Origin of the sequence: Bacillus songklensis, assembly GCF_042649685.1 — a bacterium.
Classification (GTDB): domain Bacteria; phylum Bacillota; class Bacilli; order Bacillales; family Bacillaceae_H; genus Bacillus_BA; species Bacillus_BA songklensis.
Genome location: NZ_JBHRZT010000073.1, coordinates 342,052 through 362,242 on the forward strand (window position 1 = coordinate 342,052; position 20,191 = coordinate 362,242).

General features: G+C 42.0%; 21 protein-coding genes and 1 tRNA gene. 21 read left to right on the top strand and 1 reads right to left on the bottom strand.

The features are described from left to right. The 11 genes from hisA (at position 1) to ACFOU2_RS24860 (ending at position 9,420) form a co-directional block, all read left to right on the top strand. On the top strand, positions 1 to 738 hold the full coding sequence (gene hisA / locus ACFOU2_RS24810; protein ID WP_377919004.1) for a 1-(5-phosphoribosyl)-5-[(5-phosphoribosylamino)methylideneamino]imidazole-4-carboxamide isomerase: 738 nt from the start codon (positions 1 to 3) through the stop codon (positions 736 to 738). Further along, positions 735 to 1,493, top strand: coding sequence for an imidazole glycerol phosphate synthase subunit HisF (gene hisF / locus ACFOU2_RS24815; protein ID WP_377919005.1), 759 nt, complete (start codon positions 735 to 737; stop codon positions 1,491 to 1,493). Before hisA ends, hisF begins: the two co-directional genes overlap by 4 nt. Then, on the top strand, positions 1,493 to 2,137 hold the full coding sequence (gene hisIE, locus ACFOU2_RS24820; RefSeq protein WP_377919178.1) for a bifunctional phosphoribosyl-AMP cyclohydrolase/phosphoribosyl-ATP diphosphatase HisIE: 645 nt from the start codon (positions 1,493 to 1,495) through the stop codon (positions 2,135 to 2,137). The genes hisF and hisIE overlap by 1 nt, the downstream gene beginning before the upstream one ends. 189 nt (positions 2,138 to 2,326) lie before the next feature. Then, a complete protein-coding gene (locus ACFOU2_RS24825) occupies positions 2,327 to 3,832 on the top strand; it encodes a tetratricopeptide repeat protein (RefSeq protein ID WP_377919006.1) in 1,506 nt (501 codons plus the stop codon). 54 nt (positions 3,833 to 3,886) lie between these two features. Continuing rightward, positions 3,887 to 4,867, top strand: a complete 981-nt coding sequence (trxB, locus tag ACFOU2_RS24830; protein WP_377919007.1) for a thioredoxin-disulfide reductase — start codon at positions 3,887 to 3,889, stop codon at positions 4,865 to 4,867. Positions 4,868 to 5,100: 233 nt separating this feature from the next. Then, the gene (locus ACFOU2_RS24835) at positions 5,101 to 5,241 is read left to right on the top strand and encodes a hypothetical protein (protein ID WP_377919008.1); all 141 of its coding nucleotides are present in this window, start codon (positions 5,101 to 5,103) and stop codon (positions 5,239 to 5,241) included. A gap of 461 nt (positions 5,242 to 5,702) precedes the next feature. Beyond that, positions 5,703 to 6,161, top strand: coding sequence for an 8-oxo-dGTP diphosphatase (locus ACFOU2_RS24840; protein WP_377919009.1), 459 nt, complete (start codon positions 5,703 to 5,705; stop codon positions 6,159 to 6,161). Between the two features lie 39 nt (positions 6,162 to 6,200). Further along, positions 6,201 to 7,094 carry an RNase adapter RapZ gene (gene rapZ / locus ACFOU2_RS24845; RefSeq protein WP_377919010.1) on the top strand — a complete coding sequence of 298 codons (894 nt, stop codon included), beginning with the start codon at positions 6,201 to 6,203 and terminating at the stop codon, positions 7,092 to 7,094. Continuing rightward, positions 7,091 to 8,056 carry a gluconeogenesis factor YvcK family protein gene (locus ACFOU2_RS24850; protein WP_377919011.1) on the top strand — a complete coding sequence of 322 codons (966 nt, stop codon included), beginning with the start codon at positions 7,091 to 7,093 and terminating at the stop codon, positions 8,054 to 8,056. The genes rapZ and ACFOU2_RS24850 overlap by 4 nt, the downstream gene beginning before the upstream one ends. Before the next feature lie 128 nt (positions 8,057 to 8,184). Then, the gene (gene whiA / locus ACFOU2_RS24855) at positions 8,185 to 9,129 is read left to right on the top strand and encodes a DNA-binding protein WhiA (protein WP_377919012.1); all 945 of its coding nucleotides are present in this window, start codon (positions 8,185 to 8,187) and stop codon (positions 9,127 to 9,129) included. A gap of 33 nt (positions 9,130 to 9,162) precedes the next feature. Continuing rightward, positions 9,163 to 9,420, top strand: a complete 258-nt coding sequence (locus ACFOU2_RS24860; protein WP_377919013.1) for an HPr family phosphocarrier protein — start codon at positions 9,163 to 9,165, stop codon at positions 9,418 to 9,420. A gap of 176 nt (positions 9,421 to 9,596) precedes the next feature. On the opposite strand, the gene clpP is transcribed toward ACFOU2_RS24860, so the two are convergent. Next, the gene (gene clpP / locus ACFOU2_RS24865) at positions 9,597 to 10,190 is read right to left on the bottom strand and encodes an ATP-dependent Clp endopeptidase proteolytic subunit ClpP (RefSeq protein ID WP_377919014.1); all 594 of its coding nucleotides are present in this window, start codon (positions 10,188 to 10,190) and stop codon (positions 9,597 to 9,599) included. A gap of 262 nt (positions 10,191 to 10,452) precedes the next feature. Between clpP and ACFOU2_RS24870 the strand changes: the two genes are divergently transcribed. The 10 genes from ACFOU2_RS24870 (at position 10,453) to gpmI (ending at position 20,170) form a co-directional block, all read left to right on the top strand. Then, a tRNA-Arg gene (locus tag ACFOU2_RS24870) sits at positions 10,453 to 10,524 on the top strand. A 370-nt stretch (positions 10,525 to 10,894) separates the two neighbouring features. After that, positions 10,895 to 11,623, top strand: a complete 729-nt coding sequence (locus tag ACFOU2_RS24875) for a hypothetical protein (protein WP_377919015.1) — start codon at positions 10,895 to 10,897, stop codon at positions 11,621 to 11,623. A 406-nt stretch (positions 11,624 to 12,029) separates the two neighbouring features. Continuing rightward, complete coding sequence (rpoN, locus tag ACFOU2_RS24880; protein ID WP_377919016.1) at positions 12,030 to 13,346, top strand: RNA polymerase factor sigma-54; 1,317 nt, start codon at positions 12,030 to 12,032, stop codon at positions 13,344 to 13,346. Between the two features lie 85 nt (positions 13,347 to 13,431). Continuing rightward, on the top strand, positions 13,432 to 13,668 hold the full coding sequence (locus ACFOU2_RS24885) for a glutaredoxin family protein (protein WP_377919017.1): 237 nt from the start codon (positions 13,432 to 13,434) through the stop codon (positions 13,666 to 13,668). A 144-nt stretch (positions 13,669 to 13,812) separates the two neighbouring features. Further along, positions 13,813 to 14,841 (top strand): sugar-binding transcriptional regulator, encoded by a 1,029-nt coding sequence (locus ACFOU2_RS24890; protein WP_377919018.1) that lies wholly within the window; start codon positions 13,813 to 13,815, stop codon positions 14,839 to 14,841. 49 nt (positions 14,842 to 14,890) lie between these two features. Next, positions 14,891 to 15,898, top strand: a complete 1,008-nt coding sequence (gene gap, locus ACFOU2_RS24895; protein ID WP_377919019.1) for a type I glyceraldehyde-3-phosphate dehydrogenase — start codon at positions 14,891 to 14,893, stop codon at positions 15,896 to 15,898. A 63-nt stretch (positions 15,899 to 15,961) separates the two neighbouring features. After that, positions 15,962 to 16,111 carry a hypothetical protein gene (locus ACFOU2_RS24900; RefSeq protein ID WP_377919020.1) on the top strand — a complete coding sequence of 50 codons (150 nt, stop codon included), beginning with the start codon at positions 15,962 to 15,964 and terminating at the stop codon, positions 16,109 to 16,111. Positions 16,112 to 16,350: 239 nt separating this feature from the next. After that, the gene (locus ACFOU2_RS24905) at positions 16,351 to 17,535 is read left to right on the top strand and encodes a phosphoglycerate kinase (RefSeq protein WP_377919021.1); all 1,185 of its coding nucleotides are present in this window, start codon (positions 16,351 to 16,353) and stop codon (positions 17,533 to 17,535) included. 347 nt (positions 17,536 to 17,882) lie between these two features. Next, the gene (gene tpiA / locus ACFOU2_RS24910) at positions 17,883 to 18,638 is read left to right on the top strand and encodes a triose-phosphate isomerase (protein ID WP_377919022.1); all 756 of its coding nucleotides are present in this window, start codon (positions 17,883 to 17,885) and stop codon (positions 18,636 to 18,638) included. After that, positions 18,638 to 20,170, top strand: a complete 1,533-nt coding sequence (gene gpmI / locus ACFOU2_RS24915) for a 2,3-bisphosphoglycerate-independent phosphoglycerate mutase (RefSeq protein WP_377919023.1) — start codon at positions 18,638 to 18,640, stop codon at positions 20,168 to 20,170. Before tpiA ends, gpmI begins: the two co-directional genes overlap by 1 nt. The last annotated feature ends 21 nt before the right edge of the window (positions 20,171 to 20,191 follow it).

A 20,191-nucleotide genomic window follows, 5' to 3' on the forward strand; every position in this document is an offset into this window, starting at 1 on the left:
ATGAGTCAATTTACAATCTATCCAGCAATCGATATGCGCGGCGGTAAATGTGTTCGTTTGCTTCAGGGGGATTATGATCAAGAAACGGTGTACGGAGATTCACCGGTCGATATGGCGGCTAATTTTGCGAAGGCGGGGGCTTCCTGGATTCACATGGTCGATTTGGACGGAGCCAAAAAGGGGCAGCGAGTAAACGATCAATTTGTCGTTGATGTGAAAAAGCAGCTGGGGGTTCAGGTGCAAATCGGCGGCGGTATCCGCAAAGAAGAAGATGTTGCCTATTATTTAGAACAGGGGATTGACCGCGTGATTTTAGGGAGTGCGGCGATTTCCCATCCGGAGTTCGTAAAGAAAATGCTGCGTGAGTATGGTTCCCGCATTGCGATTGGTATCGACGCGCGCGACGGATATGTAGCAACAGAGGGCTGGCTTGAAACATCGAATGTAAAGGCAACAGAGCTTGGGCAAAGATTAGCCGATGCTGGAGCAGAGACATTTATTTTTACAGACATTGCGACAGACGGAATGCTGTCAGGCCCTAATATTCCAGCTATTGTTGAAATGGCGAAAGCTACATCCAAACAAGTGATTGCTTCCGGCGGCGTTAGCACGATCGGAGATTTGCTTGCGTTAAAACGCCACGAGGCAGAGGGAGTAGCGGGAGCCATCGTAGGCAAAGCGTTGTATACGCAGCAATTTACATTGGCTGAGGCTTTGCAAGAGGTGAATCCCTCATGATTACAAAACGCATTATTCCATGTTTGGACGTTAAAGACGGCCGTGTTGTGAAAGGAGTACAGTTTGTAGAGCTGCGTGATGCGGGCGATCCGGTGGAGCTTGCGAAGTTTTACGATGAAGAAGGAGCGGATGAGCTTGTTTTTCTTGATATTTCCGCTTCCCATGAAGGACGTAAGACAATGGTCCACGTCGTTGAACAGGTAGCAGCGCAGCTTGCCATTCCATTTACGGTTGGGGGCGGCATTAACTCGCTTGAGGATATGAAGCGCATTTTAAGAGCGGGGGCTGATAAGGTGTCTCTCAATACGGCTGCGTTGCTGCGTCCTGAACTGATTACAGAAGGGGCTGCCTTCTTTGGCTCACAATGCATCGTGGTAGCTATTGACGCTAAATACGATGAACAGCTTGGATCGTGGCGTGTGTATACACACGGAGGCCGCAATGAAACGGACTGGGAAGTTGTAGCATGGGCAAAAGAAGCCGTAAAACGCGGTGCAGGTGAAATTTTGCTGACCAGCATGGACCGTGACGGTGAAAAAAGCGGATTTAATATTCCGTTGACAAAAGCGGTGAGCGAAGCAGTACCGGTGCCTGTCATTGCTTCTGGCGGCGCCGGGAATGCCGCTCATTTTGTAGAAGGATTTAGGGACGGAAAAGCGGACGCGGCTTTAGCGGCATCCATTTTTCACTATAAAGAAACGTCTGTAAAAGAGATCAAAACATATCTCAAACAACAGGGAGTGGACGTAAGATGATGATTGAAATCAACCAAATCAAATTTGACGAGAATGGTTTAGTACCTGCCATTGTCCAAGATGCTGTCAGTAAAGAAGTATTGACGTTAGCGTATATGAATGAAGATTCTCTAAAAAAATCGTTGGAAACGAAAGAAACATGGTTTTATAGCCGCTCGCGCCAGGAGCTATGGCATAAAGGAGCTACATCTGGCAATACGCAGACCATTGCAGCTATGGCCTATGACTGTGATGCGGATGCGATTCTTGTACAAGTGGAGCCGCAAGGGCCTGCTTGTCATACGGGTGCATACAGCTGTTTCAATGAAATGATTCTTGGCTCAGAAAAAGGAGTCAAGAAACATGACCGTTTTGCCATTCTTGGGCAGTTAGAACAAGTCATTGCACAGCGTGAAGCAGAAATGCCGGAAGGGGCCTATACGACTTACTTGTTTGAAAAAGGCGTCGACAAAATTTTGAAGAAGGTAGGCGAAGAAGCTTCCGAGGTTATTATTGCAGCTAAAAACCGTAATCATGAAGAGTTGAAATGGGAAGCAGCAGACTTGCTGTACCATCTTCTTGTTCTCCTTCGTGAGCAAAGGCTTCCATTAGACGATGTCCTTCAAGTATTAGAACAGCGTCACAGCAAAAAGAACGAAGAATAAGAGCGGCAGGATTGGGATTTTGAGGTTTCTTTAGACTTTTATAAGGGATTGGGGAGAATCCGCAAGTGGACTCCCCAATCCCTTATGCTTTTCAAAAAGGGAGGGGATCAAAGACATCCCCTCCCTTTTTGAAAAGTGGATCTTGTGATATACTACCAACGTTAAACTTACAGAAATTCGGAGGAATCAATGGGAAAACACTTAAATATAAAAGAAAGTACCGCACAAATTGTGCCGTTTATCCGAACGGGAGAGTATTTTTTCAAAAAAGGAATAAAAGCGTACCGTCATCGAGATATATTCAAAGCGAAAAAATATTTACAGCGAGCCAATCATTTAGAGCCATATAATACGAAAACGATCTGCCAATTAGCCATAGTGTTGACTGAATTAGGAGAATATCAGCAGTCCAATCAACTTTTATCTTCTGTTATGGAAGAGCTAAATCCGGATATGAATGAGTGCTATTACTTCCTGGCAAACAATTATGCACATCTAGGTCTATTTCATGAAGCACAAAAATATGCCCGCTTGTATATAGACATAGAGCCCGATGGAGAATTTATTGATGAAGCGGAAGAGCTGTTGGAGCTATTATCTATCGAGCTGGAAGATGGCGAATTGGAATTGGATGAGTATGAAGATGATTTAATTATGAAGCAAGAAAAAGCGAAGCATTTACTCGAACAAGCCAAGTTTGAAGAAGCTATCGTTCTATTGGAAGAGATCATTCGGGAATATCCAGAGTTTTGGTCAGCCTATAATAATTTGGCATTGGCACATTTTTATTTGAATCGCGTAGAAAAGGCGATGGTGATTTTAGATGACGTGTTAACCAAAAACCCAGGCAACCTCCATGCTTTATGTAATCAATTAATTTTTTATTACTATTGTCGAGAAGATGAACGGGTGGAAGCACTCCTTCAACAGTTATCAAGGGTGTATCCTTTGTTGGTTGAACATCGTTATAAATTGGGAGCAACCTTTGCATTAGTCCAAAAGTATGACCTTGCCTATAAATGGCTTCGTCACTTATATAAACAAGGATTTCAAGGAGAAGTATCATTTTATTATTGGTTATCACATGCGGCTTATCATTCCGGTCATGAAGAATTTTCCCGCTTAGTGTGGAAGCGTGTTGTGGAAGAGATGCCGGAAAAAGAAGGAACAGAACCTTGGAACGGAGAAGAAACGATTGTTCAAGTCAATGAATTAAAACAAATAATTGAGGCAAAATGTCTAAGTAATGAACAAGAAGAGCAATTTTGCGGAATCTTTTTAACTCATACGCTCGGACAGCAAGACCAAGTGGATGTATTGCGTCAATTAGGACCATCGTTGATGAAAAACACCGTAATTAAACCTTTTTATCAATATGTCTTAGCTGCTGCATTAAGCAATCGTGAATCGTATGATTTCCATTCCGGTTATGACATTGCCTGCATTTTGTTTAAGGCGGTGGATGTAAAAGAGGCGCCTGCTCTTTTGGAATATTGGTTCCGGTTATATATCCGGGCAGAACAAAAGCACTGTGAAATGCGAAATGTTCATGCATGGGCAGCGGCAGTGCTTTACATGTGGACAAAGCAAGCGAAAAAAGAAAGAATTTCGCAAGCGGAGTTGGCAGCTGAACATTCTCTTTCTCCATCTACCATTTCAAAATATGTCAAACGAGTGAATATGCTTCTCCAATGAGCAAAAAAATAGACGTTAGAAGTGACAATATATAGGATAATGGTAAGGAAGTAAATGATTGCTGAAAAGGAGTGTAGTTCCATGTCAGAAGAAAAAATTTATGATGTCATCATTATCGGAGCGGGTCCCGCTGGTATGACAGCGGCTGTATATACATCACGCGCAAATTTATCGACATTAATGATTGAACGTGGAGTGCCTGGGGGCCAAATGGCAAATACGGAAGAAGTAGAAAACTATCCGGGGTATGACCATATCTTGGGACCGGATCTATCTAATAAAATGTTTGAGCATGCGAAAAAATTCGGTGCGGAATATGCGTACGGCGACATTAAAGAAGTAGTGGATGAAGGAAACTACAAAATTGTGCGCGCTGGAAGCAAAGAGTACAAAGCATATGCGGTTATTGTTTCAACAGGTGCGGAGTATAAGAAAATTGGCGTGCCGGGTGAAAATGAACTGGGAGGACGCGGTGTATCTTATTGTGCGGTTTGTGACGGAGCGTTCTTCAAGGGCAAAGAGCTCGTCGTTGTAGGGGGCGGTGATTCCGCTGTAGAAGAAGGTGTCTACTTAACACGTTTTGCCACAAAAGTGACAATCGTTCACCGTCGTGATGAACTTCGTGCTCAAAAAATTCTGCAGCAACGTGCATTTGATAATGAAAAAGTTGACTTCATCTGGAACCATACAGTAAAAGAAATTCACGAAAAAGATGGAAAAGTAGGAAGCGTGACACTTGTTCATACCCAAACAGGGGAAGAACAAGAATACAAAACAGACGGTGTATTTATTTACGTGGGAATGGTTCCGCTGTCTAAGCCGTTCGCTCAGCTTGGCATTACGAACGAAAATGGTTATATTGAAACGAATGACCGTATGGAAACAAAAGTAGAGGGGATTTTTGCAGCGGGAGATGTACGTGAAAAGTCCCTTCGTCAAATCGTCACAGCGACAGGCGACGGAAGTATTGCTGCACAAAGTGCTCAACACTACGTAGAAGAACTAAAAGAAAAATTTAAAACGACTCAAAAATAAGTTACTTAATTTTGGGGGTTAACGGGTTGTTCATCAAAGCCTTCGGGTTTTACCGCATTTGCCGCAGCGGCCCGTTTAAAAAGAAGAGCGGATAGGAAGCCGCTCTTCTTTTTAAAACGTAACTCCGTTTTAACCCTATTGTAACACTGTTGAAACATTCATGGGGTACTATAAAGTTAGTAATTGACCCCCTTTTATAAAATATATTTCATTGGAGCATAGGAGAGTTGCCTATGCTCTCTTTTTTTTACTATATAAAAAAGCATAGATTGCGCGTTAAAATTGTCCAGCTGCGCAAGCTACATCCTACGGTCATTTTCGAAGAACAGGATGTTCAAGCGTCGATGTTGGTCACAGGACGTGACCGCTCTTAGTCGACGTTCCTTTAAACGAAGCAAAAAACGCTTCTTTGTCAGGAGTTCCAATGCCCTATGGAGGAAAGCCATGGATCGGGGGTTACAGCGTTGCTCACAGGACGTGAGCGTTCTTAGCTGTAACTTGGCTCGTTTCGCTTTTCTTGGGTAAATACATATTTTTGGTGAAGAAACATGATGAGCAGGACGTGTTCATTGTGAGAGACGTTTAATTCATAGTATAATAAAGGAAACTTCCGTCAGTGGGAGATGGACCGAAGACTAACTACGCGACGTCCTGTCGCAACGTCTTCACTAGCACATCCTGTGCGTCGCGGATGGTTAGTTGATTTTATCGGGTTTTTATGGGCAGTGATTCCCCGCTCACACTTCTTTAATTACGCTAAGCTTTGAAGAGAGGGAGCTTACTGCCCGTTAATGCGGGATAAAATGAATGAGAGTGTTTACAAGAGGTGGGAAAAATGCAACGGGTCACAAACTGTGTGCTAGTTAAGGATAATCAAGTGTTATTGCTTCAAAAACCTCGTCGTAATTGGTGGGTGGCCCCAGGCGGAAAGATGGAGCAAGGGGAATCCGTCAAAGATTCTGTTGTTCGCGAATATCGTGAAGAAACAGGCATATATTTAAAAAATCCTACCATCAAAGGGATTTTTACATTTACGATGAAAGAAAATGACCAAGTAGTTTCTGAGTGGATGATGTTTACTTTTTTTGCTACAGATTTTGATGGAACAAATGTGTTAGAATCAGAAGAAGGAAAATTAGCCTGGCATGAATTAAAAGATGTAATCAATCTTCCTATGGCTCCTGGAGATTACCATATTATTGACTATGTGGCAAATGGTACGGGCGTCATTTATGGGAACTTTACTTATACAACGGATTTTGAGCTTCTATCGTATCGAATTGATCCATGTTAAAGAAGAATTAATTATATTTAGCTAGAGGGGGCAAAGAGGATGAGTGTCGGTTCTACAAGTGATGTTCAATTAGTTATCATCACGGGTATGTCAGGTGCGGGGAAAACTGTAGCAATCCAAAGCTTTGAAGATTTAGGATTCTTCTGTGTAGATAACCTTCCTCCTACGCTACTTCCTAAGTTTTTGGAGCTTATGAAGGAATCTGGAAACAAAATGAACAAAGTAGCGCTTGTTATGGATTTACGAGGACGCGAATTTTTTGAGAGCTTGTTTGAAGCGCTTGATGATTTAGCGGAAACAAGCTGGATTACCCCTCAAATTTTATTTTTGGATGCAAAAGATTCCGTTTTAGTCACAAGATACAAAGAGACGAGACGTTCCCACCCGCTTGCCCCAACCGGACTGCCGCTTGGCGGGATTCAAATGGAGCGGGAGTTATTGGAGGAACTAAAGGGCAGAGCGCAAATCATTTATGACACATCGGAATTAAAACCGCGTGAACTGCGTGAAAAAATCATCGGTCAATTTTCTACCCATGCTTCACAGGTGTTTACGGTGAATGTGATGTCTTTTGGGTTCAAATACGGTATTCCGATTGATGCTGACTTAGTGTTTGATGTACGTTTCTTACCTAATCCCCATTATATTGACCATATGAGACCAAAAACAGGATTGGAAGAGGAAGTATCAACGTACGTTCTTAAATGGAATGAAACACAAAAGTTCATTGAGAAAGTACTTGATTTGCTTACGTTTATGCTGCCGCAATATAAGCGTGAAGGAAAAAGCCAGCTGGTCATCGCTATTGGATGTACAGGAGGGCAGCACCGCTCTGTGACGCTGGCAGAATACATCGGAAATCATTTTAAAGAAGAGTATAAAACGCACATTACTCATCGTGATATCGAGAGGAGAAAGGACCACGTTAGATGAGACTTGATCAAAACCCGAAAGTTGTCGTCATTGGAGGCGGCACTGGTTTACCTGTTTTGCTTCGCGGTTTAAAATATCTCCCTCTTGATATTACCGCTATTGTGACTGTGGCAGACGATGGGGGCAGCTCGGGACGTTTGCGAAATGAGTTAGCCATGCCGGCTCCCGGCGATATTCGGAACGTCTTAGCGGCTTTGTCAGATGTTGAGCCTCTCGTGGAGGATTTGTTCCAACACCGGTTTGCTTCAGGAAACGAACTGACAGGTCACTCGTTAGGAAATTTAATTCTTGCGGCGATGACTTCCATAACAGGTGACTTCGTGCATGCTATTCAGGAAATGAGCAAAGTATTAAATGTGCGTGGAAAAGTACTGCCGGCAGCCAATCGCAGCGTTGTTCTTCATGCTGAAATGGAGGATGGTACGGTAGTTTCAGGGGAGTCGCTTATCCCAAAGGCCGGTAAAACCATTAAACGGGTGTTTTTATCTCCGGCCGATATTGAGCCGTTGTCTGAAACGGTTCGCGCCATCCGTCAGGCCGAGATGATTATTATTAGTCCGGGCAGCTTATATACGAGCATTTTACCGAATTTATTAGTGCCTAAGATCGGAGAAGAAGTGTGCAAAGCGAAAGCGAAAAAAGTGTATGTATGCAATGTGATGACACAGGCTGGAGAAACGATGAACTATTCAGCGAGTGATCACATTAAAGCATTGTATAGTCATATGCCCTGTCCATTTATTGACGTGGTAATTGTCAATGATGCTAAAATTCCGGAAGAGATTCAGAGGAAATATAAAGCTGAGCATGCTGAGCCTGTCATATATGATGCGAGCGCTTTACAGGATTTAGGGGTTAAAGTTCTTCATGACCATATTGTCGATTATGATGACGGCGTTATGCGTCATGACACAAAGAAGGTTTCTTCCTTGATTTTTTCATTATTATCATCTCGTTCTTAAAGGAAGATGATATAGTGCAATCGCCTGCGCATACAATGTTTCCGGAAGCATGGACCATGATGTAATATGCTGCAATCAATACAATTGTGATAGAGGCTATAAGATTTCCATGGAACGGAGGTGGAGAATTGTCATTTGCATCAGAAACCAAAAAAGAACTAACCAACCTTGAAGTAAAAGGGTGCTGCGCAAAAGCAGAGCTTTCTGCGCTGATTCGGATGAACGGATCGCTGTCGTTTTCCAATCGCAGGCTGACATTGGATATTCAGACGGAAAATGCGGCTATCGCGAGGCGTATTTATACGTTAATTAAGAAAAGCTATCATGCAGCTGTTGAATTGCTTGTACGCAAAAAAATGCGTTTAAAGAAGAACAATGTATATATTGTTCGGCTTGTTGATCAAGCTCGTCCTATTTTAGAAGATTTAAGAATATTAAAAGAAGACTTTTCTTTCATCCGTGAGATTTCCGATGATTTAATTAAAAAGAAATGTTGTAAACGCTCTTACTTACGAGGAGCCTTTTTAGCCGGCGGTTCGATTAATAACCCCGAAACATCTTCTTATCATGTAGAAATCTTTTCCTTATACAAGGAACATAATGATTCGTTATGCGAGTTGATGAACAAGTTCCATTTAAACAGTAAAACACTGGAACGCAAAAAGGGATTTATTACGTATCTGAAGGAAGCGGAAAAAATAACAGAGTTTTTAAGTATCATTGGAGCGCATAATGCACTTCTCCGCTTTGAAGATGTACGCATCGTACGTGATATGAGAAATTCTGTGAATCGTTTAGTAAATTGTGAAACGGCCAATTTAAATAAAACGATTGGTGCGGCCATTCGCCAGGTTGAAAACATCCGGTTCATCGATGAAATCGTGGGTCTGGATACGCTGCCGGAGAAACTCAGGGAAATTGCGAGGCTCCGTGTAGAATATCAGGATGTTACATTAAAAGAGCTTGGAGAAATGGTATCAGGCGGGAAAATCAGTAAATCGGGAATTAACCATCGCTTGCGCAAAATTGACGAAATCGCTGAAAAACTGCGCGCTGGCCAAATCGTTCGTTAAGTCAACAAAGGGATATAGAGGAGGAAGACAATCATGATTGAAAAAAAGGTGGAAGTGTTATTGAAGACGGGCCTTCAAGCTCGTCCTGCAGCTCTGTTTGTCCAAGAAGCAAATCGTTTCTCATCAGACATTTTCTTAGAAAAAGACGGGAAGAAAGTGAATGCTAAAAGCATCATGGGACTAATGAGTTTAGCACTTAGTTCCGGCTCCAGCGTCACGTTAATTGCGGATGGGGCAGACGAGGAAGAAGCGGTTGAAACATTATCGCAATACGTTCAACAAGAAGGATAAAAGAAAAAAAGAGGATGACTCAAAAGGTATAAAAAGACATACCTTTTGAGTCATCCTCCTGAAAGGGACCCGTCATGAAAATCCTGCAAAATCAAAGAATTCCGTGACGGGTCCTTTCAGTAAAGATCAACTTTTGCCATTGATTAGAGACTTATGGGACAGCCTCTTTCTCTCTTTTACTTTGTAGAAGGATCGTTTGTTAATACTTTATCGATTAAGCCATACTCTAGTGCTCTTTCGGAAGTCATGAAATTGTCTCGGTCTGTGTCACGCTCGATGACTTCAAGCGGTTGGCCCGTACGTTCCGCTAAAATACGGTTTAATTTATCGCGTAAGAATAAAATGCGTTTTGCCGCAATTTCAATTTCGGTTGCTTGACCTTGCGCTCCGCCTAGTGGTTGATGAATCATGACTTCACTGTTTGGAAGAGCGAAACGCTTTCCTTTTTCCCCTGCAGCAAGAAGGAAGGCGCCCATAGAAGCAGCCATACCAATACAAATAGTTGATACTTGTGGTTTAATGAACTGCATCGTATCATAAATTGCCATTCCGGCCGTAATAGAACCACCCGGGCTGTTAATATATAAAGAGATGTCTTTTTCAGGATCCTCAGCTGCTAAAAATAGTAATTGAGAAACGATGGAGTTAGCCACATTATCATCAATGGCACTTCCCAACATGATGATGCGGTCTTTCAATAAGCGGGAATAAATATCATAAGCACGTTCCCCGCGGTTTGTCTGTTCAATAACTGTAGGAATTAAATTCATCTAAATTCCTCCTTTGAATGAATATTTTGTATGTACTTTTTATAATACAACTAAGGTCAGTGAAGGTCAAACAAAAGAACTTTCTATACACTATTCCACTTAAACATTGAATATTCCTTTTAATATCGGCAGAATATGTAAAAAGTTATAACGGAAGGATGTATATCCACATTTTTTCCCCTTTATTTACAATTTAAACATTCATTGCCTACTTGAAAAATAATCATTTATTGAATATAATATAAGATAGCTTCTAAATAATGCCCTCGTAGTGTAGTGGATAGCACAAGAGATTCCGGTTCTCTTAGGGTGGGTTCGAATCCTGCCGAGGGCGTACCAGTCAGCTGCCTATATGGCAGCTTTTTTTATATAGGCAGTTGGCAAGAGACCTTAATGCTTTCTCAACTGCTGATACGAAGAACCTTTCAGCCGATTCAAGCGGTCAGAACAGAGAAGCTATCAACAGCATAAAAGGCAAAAGTTCAGGATCCTCCTCCTATAAAGGTTTTCCAATCAGCAAGGTGTTTATTGAAGAAAAAGAAGGATGATTTTACTGATTATTGGTAGAGTTGTAACTTTTTTGATGTTAGGTGCGACTAATAGAGTAGAAGGATATAAATCAATCAAGTATTTTATCATGGTTGCTTTATTTTCCAATTTAGTTTAAAACAGTTATGTAGGGACCTTATAAAGGAGGAAAAAACATGAAATCGATTCAAAAAATGTTTGTGGTCAGCGCAAGCTTGGCATTGTTGTTATCAGCTTGCGGTACAACAGAACAATCAACGGAAAAAACGAATAGCGGTACTGAACAGGTAGAGAAAGACACACCACAAACAGAAGAAAAGACAGTGGAAACAAGCACCGAGGCACCGGAAAAACCAGAAACGACAGAAACAACGGAACCGAAGAGCGAAGAAGGGACTAAAGAAGAAGCGAAAGAAGAACAGCCATCGGTTGACGGAAAAGAAAGATTACTAGAGCAAAACTTAACATATGAGGAAAACGGCAAAGCTGTTGAGAAAACAGGCTTTTTGAAGATGAGCGATAATCAGCATTACAGCATGTATGTATTAGACGGCTATACTTTAGATGAGGAAGAGCCGGGTAAGGATATTGTTATGTCTTCGGAAGACCAAAAAGCGTTTATGCGCATTGAAATAGTTCCAAGCGATATGGATTTGAAGGATGTAGAGAGCGTTGTAAAAACAACAGCTGAGGCTATTAGTGCAAATGCTCAAAAATATGAAGGATTCAAGCAAGAAGGAATTCTAAAGGATGCTGTTTGGTATAAAGCCCAAACAGAGGAAGATGCGGTAAATCTTATTTTAATTAAAGGCAGCACACCGATGAAGCTGTCGATTTACACGTCAAAAGATCAAGAAAACATTGAACCATTCTTGGCGATGGCTCAAACAATCGAAGTGAAATAAAGGAAACTCCCATCGTTGGGGGGTTCCTTCGTTCCCCCAATGATGGTTGGTTGATCTTATCGGACTTTTACTTTTACACGAAAAAGCGAGGCCCTAGGAGCCGGAGCTAGATTAGGGTAGTGGTCCCCCCATTTAAACCTAAGTTTGAAGTGAGAGCCTTACTGCCCGTTGATGCGGGATAAACAAAAACCTTCGCTATTTAGCGAAGGTTTTCATATAAGAGGTACGTTAAAGAGGAAGAAAACATAAAAATGAATCCTTTTTCCAATGTTCTGACATTCCGCTGTCGATGGATTTATAGTAAAATATGAAGGAAACATGGTGGCTGGCTCAACTAAGCCTCAATCGAGAGAGAAAAAGGGCTTTACTTTATACTTTCTTATTAGCTAAGAAAGGGGGAGAGAGGATGAAGGTCGGTTTATTTCAACAACAGTCACTAAAAGTGATGATGACGAAAGAGCTCTCACAGGCCATTTCATTATTGCAATATTCTGCTCTAGAGATTTCATCTTTTTTACAAGAACAAGCTTTGCAAAATCCCCTTATTGACTTTCAGGATCGAAGTATACTTGTTCAAAAAAAGACCAGCCGTTCTACTTCGGTGTCAGGCAAGGCTGTTTCACCCATTGATATGGCGGCAGCCAAGAAAGAGACGCTGCATCAGCATTTGTTAGCTCAATTAAGCTTTATGGCGATTCCTCCGGCTCAAAAATCAATTGTCGTTTACATTATCAACAGTTTAAATGACCATGGTTACCTACAAGAGGATATCAAGGATATTGGAAGCGTTTTAAACAAAGAGTTGGAAGAGGTAGAGCGGGCGTTGCGCATTGTGCAGCAATTGGAGCCTATCGGGTCAGGGGCAAGAAGCTTGCAAGAATGCTTACTGATTCAATTACAACGAAAAGGAATATGTACTTCTATCGTGGAAGAAGTTCTAATGGGGTTTTTTGAAGAATTCGCTTATAAAAAATGGGATAAGTTGGCGAAGAGGCTCGGTATCTCTATTCAAGACATACAGGATATTTACGATGAGGTCGTTTTGCTGAATCCGCGTCCGGGTTTGCAGTTTGGAAGTGACCAGGAAAAATTTATCGTCCCTGATTATGTAGTACAGAAGGAAAAAGGACAAATCGTCTTAAAATCAAACGATGAATTAAATATCCAAGTGAAAATGAATGAAGAATATAAAGGGGTTTTGCATGATAAACAGAATCCGGAATTATTTACGTATTTGCAAGAAAAATACCGGGAATTTCAATGGATTTTAAAGGGACTCAACAACCGCAAACATACACTGGATCAAGTCATGCGGGCCATCTTTCACTACCAATATCTCTTTTTTGAAAAGGGGCCTGCCTATTTAAAGCCTCTGACGATGAAAGAGCTAGCAGAACAGATTGATGTTCATGAATCCACAGTTAGTCGTGCAATCAAAAATAAATATGTTCAAACACCATTCGGAATGTTTGAAATGAAATCATTTTTTACAAATAGCATACAATCTCATGATAAACAGGAGTTATCTTCTTCCTATGTCAAGACGCTAATCAAGCAGTTGATTGACCAGGAAGATAAACGGAAACCTTTGTCGGATCAACAGATTTCCAAAAAATTAGAGGAGGAACATGGAATTGTTGTATCGAGAAGAACCGTCGCTAAATATCGGGAAGAACTCCACGTTTTATCTTCATCGAAACGAAAAATATATAAATCGACATAAATCATTGGACATGGTCAAAAACAGCCTATATCCAGTAATTTACGCATGAGCGGTTGGATTTTAATGGAATAAGGAAGTGGCAAGAGTGAATGTTGTAATGTATACGAAAACGTCCTGCCCGTTATGTGAAAAAGCAAAGCAAGTATTATTGGAGCTTCAGCAAGAGCACCCATTTACTTTACAAGAAATAGATATTTATCAAGACGATTCATTACTGGAAAAATATCAGTTGATGATTCCGGTTGTAGCCATTGATGGAGAAGACGTGGCATTCGGACAAATTCAAAAAGTCGAAATAAGAAAGCGTTTACTTTCGAAATAACGAAATTTATGAGTTGAATAACGATTTTCACCCTGTTAAAATAAAACATGTAACAGGGTGAATTTTTTTTACTTAATGTGGGACATAATATGTCTATATGGGACAAAAAGCGTCCAACATTCTGCGCCTTAAGGGGAATACAATATGCATTCGCTTATACAAGCACAACAAAAATTATTACCTGATCTCCTGTCCGTTATGCAGAAGAGATATCAGATTCTACAGTACATACGATTAATGCAGCCAATAGGGAGAAGAAACTTGGCTGTCAGTTTAGGTCTTACGGAACGGGTGCTTCGCAGTGAAGTGACGTTTTTAAAAGATCAAAACTTAATTGAGATTTACTCAAGTGGAATGACTCTTACGTTCGAAGGAGATATGCTTCTTTCTCAGCTTGAGGAAGTCATGAAAGAAGTTTCAGGTCAAACGTTATTGGAAACAACATTAAAAGAGGCGTTTTCTTTATCTGAAGTGATTGTTGTCTCAGGTGACAGCGATGAATCACCTTGGGTAAAAAAAGAAATGGGAAGAGCCTGTGTCTCATGTATAAAACAACGCCTTGATGGTAAAAAAAATATCGTTGCTGTTACAGGTGGAACCACTTTGGCTGCCGTTGCCGACATGATGACACCGGATATGAAGCATCCGGATGTGTTATTTGTCCCCGCAAGAGGCGGTCTCGGCGAAAACGTTCAAAATCAAGCTAACACGATTTGCGCCAAAATGGCGGAAAAATCATCCAGTAACTATCGCTTGCTGCATGTTCCTGACCAGCTCAGTGATGAAGCTTACCAATCGATTATCGGAGAACCTTCTATTAAAGAAATGCTTCATCTGATTAAATCAGCAAGTATGGTTGTTCACGGAATAGGGGACGCTATGACAATGGCAGAACGCCGGAGGACATCAGAGGCTGATTTAGAAAAAATCAAGGCAGGACAGGCCGTTGGAGAGGCTTTCGGTTACTACTTTAATCAATCGGGTGAAGTTGTCCATAAAGTGAAAACAATAGGCATACAGCTCGATGATTTAAAGAACAATAAGTGTGTAATTGCTGTAGCCGGCGGTTCATCTAAAGCAAAAGCTATTAAAGCATTTTTACAACAAGCACGCGACTCGATTCTGATTACAGACGAAGGTGCTGCAAAAGAGTTGGTAAGGGATTTAATTTAGTCCCTACATATAAATTATTCCATCACAACCATTTAAGGAGGAAATTCTCATGGCAGTTAAAATTGGTATTAACGGTTTTGGTCGTATCGGCCGTAATGTATTCCGCGCAGCTTTAAAAAACCCTAACGTTGAAGTGGTGGCTGTTAACGACTTAACAGATGCTAACATGTTAGCCCATCTTTTAAAATATGATTCAGTTCACGGCAGATTGGATGCTGAAGTTTCTGTTGATGGAAACAACTTAATCGTTGACGGTAAAACAATTCAAGTAACAGCTGAGCGCGATCCCGCTAAATTAGCTTGGAGCGAACGCGGTGTAGAAGTAGTAGTTGAATCTACTGGTTTCTTCACAAAGCGTGCTGACGCTGCCAAACACTTAGAAGCAGGTGCGAAAAAAGTGATCATCTCTGCTCCGGCTACTGATGAAGACATTACAATCGTAATGGGTGTTAACCATGATAAATACGATCCGGCAAGTCACAATGTAATTTCTAATGCTTCTTGTACAACAAACTGCTTAGCGCCATTCGCTAAAGTATTAAACGACAAATTCGGTATCAAACGCGGTATGATGACAACTGTTCATTCTTACACAAACGACCAACAAATCTTAGACTTACCACACAAAGATTATCGTCGTGCTCGTGCGGCAGCTGAGAACATCATCCCAACTACAACTGGTGCTGCAAAAGCGGTATCCCTTGTATTACCTGAATTAAAAGGTAAATTAAACGGCGGCGCTATGCGCGTTCCAACTCCAAACGTATCTCTAGTAGACTTAGTTGCTGAACTTGATAAAGAAGTAACAGTTGAAGAAGTAAACGCAGCCTTAAAAGAAGCTTCTGAAGGCGAATTAAAAGGAATCTTGGGCTACAGCGAAGAGCCGCTAGTATCTGGCGACTACAACGGCAATCCAGCTTCTTCTACAATCGATGCATTATCTACAATGGTAATGGAAGGAAGCATGGTTAAAGTTATCTCTTGGTACGATAACGAGAGCGGATATTCTAACCGTGTAGTAGACCTAGTGGACTACATCGCTTCTAAAGGTCTGTAAGAAAACCGGAGAAAGCCTGCTTAAACCGATAGGATGTTGGAACTTCTGAGAAGGAGTCGCTTTTTGACTCCGCAGGAAGAAGTGGAACAGCCGTACGGTTTGGCTTTCGCAGGTAGACAAGCAGAAAAGTGCAGCAAGCTCGTTTACATCCATAGGGCATTGGAACTCCTGGCAAGGAAGCGCTTTTTGCTTCTGAAGGAAGGAGTGAAATGACCGTAGGATGTAGCTTGCGGAACGAGCTACATTATAGCGACACAATCGGTTCCGTATAATGAGGCAAGGAAAATCTATCTTAATTGGATATACTCACCAAGAAAGACATGGTAAAATGACCAAGGGGGAAAGGGGAGTGAGCCCTCTTTCCCCCTATATTCTTGTGCTTTCAGACTTCTTTAGATAGGAGCACCAACTTGTTTAAGAAGTCGAGTTCCCGAAAAGGAGGCTTTTTGAAGATGAACAAAAAGACACTGAAAGATATCGACGTAAAAGGTAAAAAGGTATTTTGCCGCGTTGACTTTAACGTACCAATGAAAGATGGTCAAGTGACAGATGAAACTCGTATCCGCGCTGCTCTTCCTACCATCCAATATCTGATGGAACAAGGTGCGAAGGTAATCTTAGCAAGCCATCTTGGTCGTCCAAAGGGTCAAGTAGTAGAAGAGTTACGTCTAAATGCGGTTGCAAAACGTTTAGAAGAGCTGCTTGGCAAAAAAGTGGCTAAAACAGATGAAGCTTACGGCGATACTGTTAAAGCTGAAATCGAAAAAATGGCAGAAGGCGATGTGTTAGTTCTTGAGAACGTACGCTTCTATCCTGGTGAAGAGAAAAATGATCCAGAATTAGCAAAAGCATTTGCTGCATTAGCAGATGTTTATGTGAATGATGCGTTCGGTGCTGCTCACCGTGCCCATGCATCAACTGAGGGAATCGCTCATCACTTACCGGCAGTGGCAGGCTTCTTAATGGAGAAGGAACTTGATGTGCTTGGAAAAGCATTATCAAACCCGGATCGTCCATTCACGGCTATTATCGGTGGAGCAAAAGTGAAAGATAAGATCGGCGTTATTGAAAATTTGCTTGATAAAGTGGATAACCTCATTATCGGCGGTGGTCTTGCTTATACATTCATCAAAGCAAAGGGTTATGATGTAGGTAAATCACTTCTTGAAGAAGATAAAATTGATTTAGCGAAATCATTCATGGAGAAGGCCAAAGAAAAAGGGGTAAACTTCTACATGCCTGTAGATGTTGTAGTAGCAGACGATTTCTCGAACGATGCCAACACACAAGTAGTGCCAGTCGAAGCTATTCCAAGTGATTGGGAAGGGTTGGATGCTGGTCCGAAAACTCGTGAGATTTACGCGGATGTTATTAAAAATTCCAAGCTTGTCATTTGGAATGGACCGATGGGTGTATTCGAGTTGGATACATTCGCAAACGGTACGAAAGCCGTAGCAGAAGCTTTAGCAGAAGCGACTGATACATATTCAGTAATCGGCGGCGGTGACTCTGCGGCAGCTGTTGAAAAGTTCCATCTAGCGGACAAAATGGACCATATCTCAACAGGCGGCGGCGCTTCATTGGAGTTCATGGAAGGAAAAGAACTTCCAGGAGTAGTGGCGTTAAACGATAAATAAGAAAAGCGGAGCGCGCTCGTTCAAGCCGATAGGATGTTGGAGGCTCTGACGGGGAATCGCTTTTTGATTCCACAGACAGAGGCGAAACAGCCGTACGGGCTTAGCGCGCGGAGCTAGACAATAAGAAAAGCGGAGCGCGCTCATGCTCATAGGGAATTGGAACAGCAAGACATTAAGGAATGAAGGGAAAGACAAACATCAAGGATCAAAGGTTCAAGCGCAATGTTTTATAATCACCCCTTTGTCTGCACACCTTATGTTTAAAGAGACCTTCAACAGCACCTCTTTATTGTTCAAAAGTGTTCCGACCAAACCGACCAATCATTAAAACAAGGACGGTGTTACAAATGCGTAAACCAATCATCGCAGGTAACTGGAAAATGCACAAAGTTCTTTCTGAAGCAACCAGCTTTGTGGAAGAAGTAAAAGGACTAGTACCAGCACCTGAAGAAGTAGATTCAGTTGTATGTGCACCAGCACTATTTTTAGATCGATTAGTAGAAGCAACAAAGGGTTCTAATCTCAAAATCGGTGCCCAAAACATGCACTTCCAAGAAAGCGGAGCATTCACGGGCGAAATCAGCCCTGTGGCTCTTAACGACCTTGGCGTTCAATATGTAATTCTAGGTCACTCTGAGCGCCGTGAAATGTTTGCTGAAACAGATGAAACAGTAAACAAAAAGACGATTTCTGCATTCAAACATGGATTGATTCCAATTGTTTGCTGCGGTGAAACGCTTGAAGAGCGTGAGCAAGATCAAACAAAGGCTGTTGTAGAAGGCCAAGTGAAGAAAGCTTTAGAAGGCTTAGACGAAGCGAAAGCAAAACAAGTTGTGATTGCATATGAGCCAATCTGGGCAATCGGTACGGGTAAATCTTCTACTGCTGAAGATGCAAATGAAGTTTGCGCTTATATTCGCAGTGTCATTGCGGATCAATTCTCCGGGGAAGTAGCGGATGCAGTACGTATTCAATACGGTGGAAGTGTAAAACCTGCAAACATCAAAGAATACATGTCGCAGTCTGACATCGACGGTGCATTAGTGGGCGGCGCAAGCTTAGAACCTCAGTCTTTCTTACAACTTTTGGAGGCAGGGAAATAATGAGCAAAAAGCCAGTTGCATTAATCATCCTAGACGGTTTTGCATGCAGAGAAGAAACAAAAGGTAATGCCGTTGCACAGGCGAAAAAGCCAAACTTCGATCGTTTTTGGAATCAGTATCCTCATGCTAACCTAACAGCTTCTGGTGAAGCAGTGGGCCTACCTGAAGGCCAAATGGGGAATTCAGAAGTGGGTCATTTAAACATTGGTGCAGGCCGTATTGTATATCAAAGTTTAACTCGTGTAAATGTAGCCATCCGTGAAGGGGAGTTTGAACAAAACGAAACCTTCTTAGATGCCATGAACCATGTTAAACAGAACGGAACAAGCCTTCATCTTTTTGGTTTGCTTTCTGATGGCGGTGTACACAGCCATATCCATCACTTATATGCTTTGCTTCGTTTGGCTGCTAAAGAAGGGGTAAAGAATGTTTACATTCACGGCTTCTTAGATGGACGTGATGTAGGCCCGAAAACAGCGAAGCAATATATCGATGAGTTGAATGAGAAAATCAAAGAGTACGGCGTTGGTGAGATCGCGACTCTATCAGGCCGTTACTACTCAATGGACCGAGACAAGCGCTGGGAACGTGTAGAAAAATCATACCGCGCAATGGTGTACGGAGAAGGTCCAACTTATAAAGATGCTTACGAGTGTATCGAAGATTCTTATCAGAACGGTATCTTTGATGAGTTCGTGCTGCCATCTGTCATCGTAAAAGAAGACGGGCAGCCGGTAGCGACGATTCAAGATAACGACGCGGTTATTTTCTACAACTTCCGTCCAGACCGTGCGATTCAAATCTCCAATACATTCACGAATGATGATTTCCGCTCGTTTGATCGCGGGCCGAAACATCCCAAGAACTTACACTTTGTGTGCTTAACGCATTTTAGTGAAACAGTGGACGGATATGTAGCGTTCAAGCCGGTGAATTTGGATAACACAATCGGTGAGGTCATTTCACAAAACGGTTTAACACAGCTTCGCATTGCGGAAACAGAAAAATACCCGCACGTTACGTTCTTTATGAGCGGCGGACGAGAAGCGGAGTTCCCTGGTGAAACTCGTATTTTAATCGATTCACCAAAAGTAGCTACTTATGATCTAAAACCGGAAATGTCTGCATATGAGGTAACGGACGCGTTACTGAAGGAGATTGAAGCGGACAAGCAGGATGCGATCATTTTAAACTTTGCAAATCCGGATATGGTTGGCCACTCAGGTATGCTTGAGCCGACCATCAAAGCAGTCGAAACAGTGGACGAGTGCCTTGGTAAAGTCGTTGATGCGATTTTAGCAAAAGGCGGTGCTGCCATCATCACAGCAGACCATGGTAATGCGGATGAGGTTGTGACGCTCGAAGGTCAACCGATGACTGCCCACACGACAAACCCTGTGCCTGTGATTGTCACAAAACAAGGGATCGAGTTGCGTGAAGACGGAATTTTAGGAGATTTAGCTCCGACAATGTTAACATTGTTAAACTTAGAACAGCCTAAAGAAATGACAGGTAAAACATTAATTAAATAAAACCATAAAGGAGAATGAAAC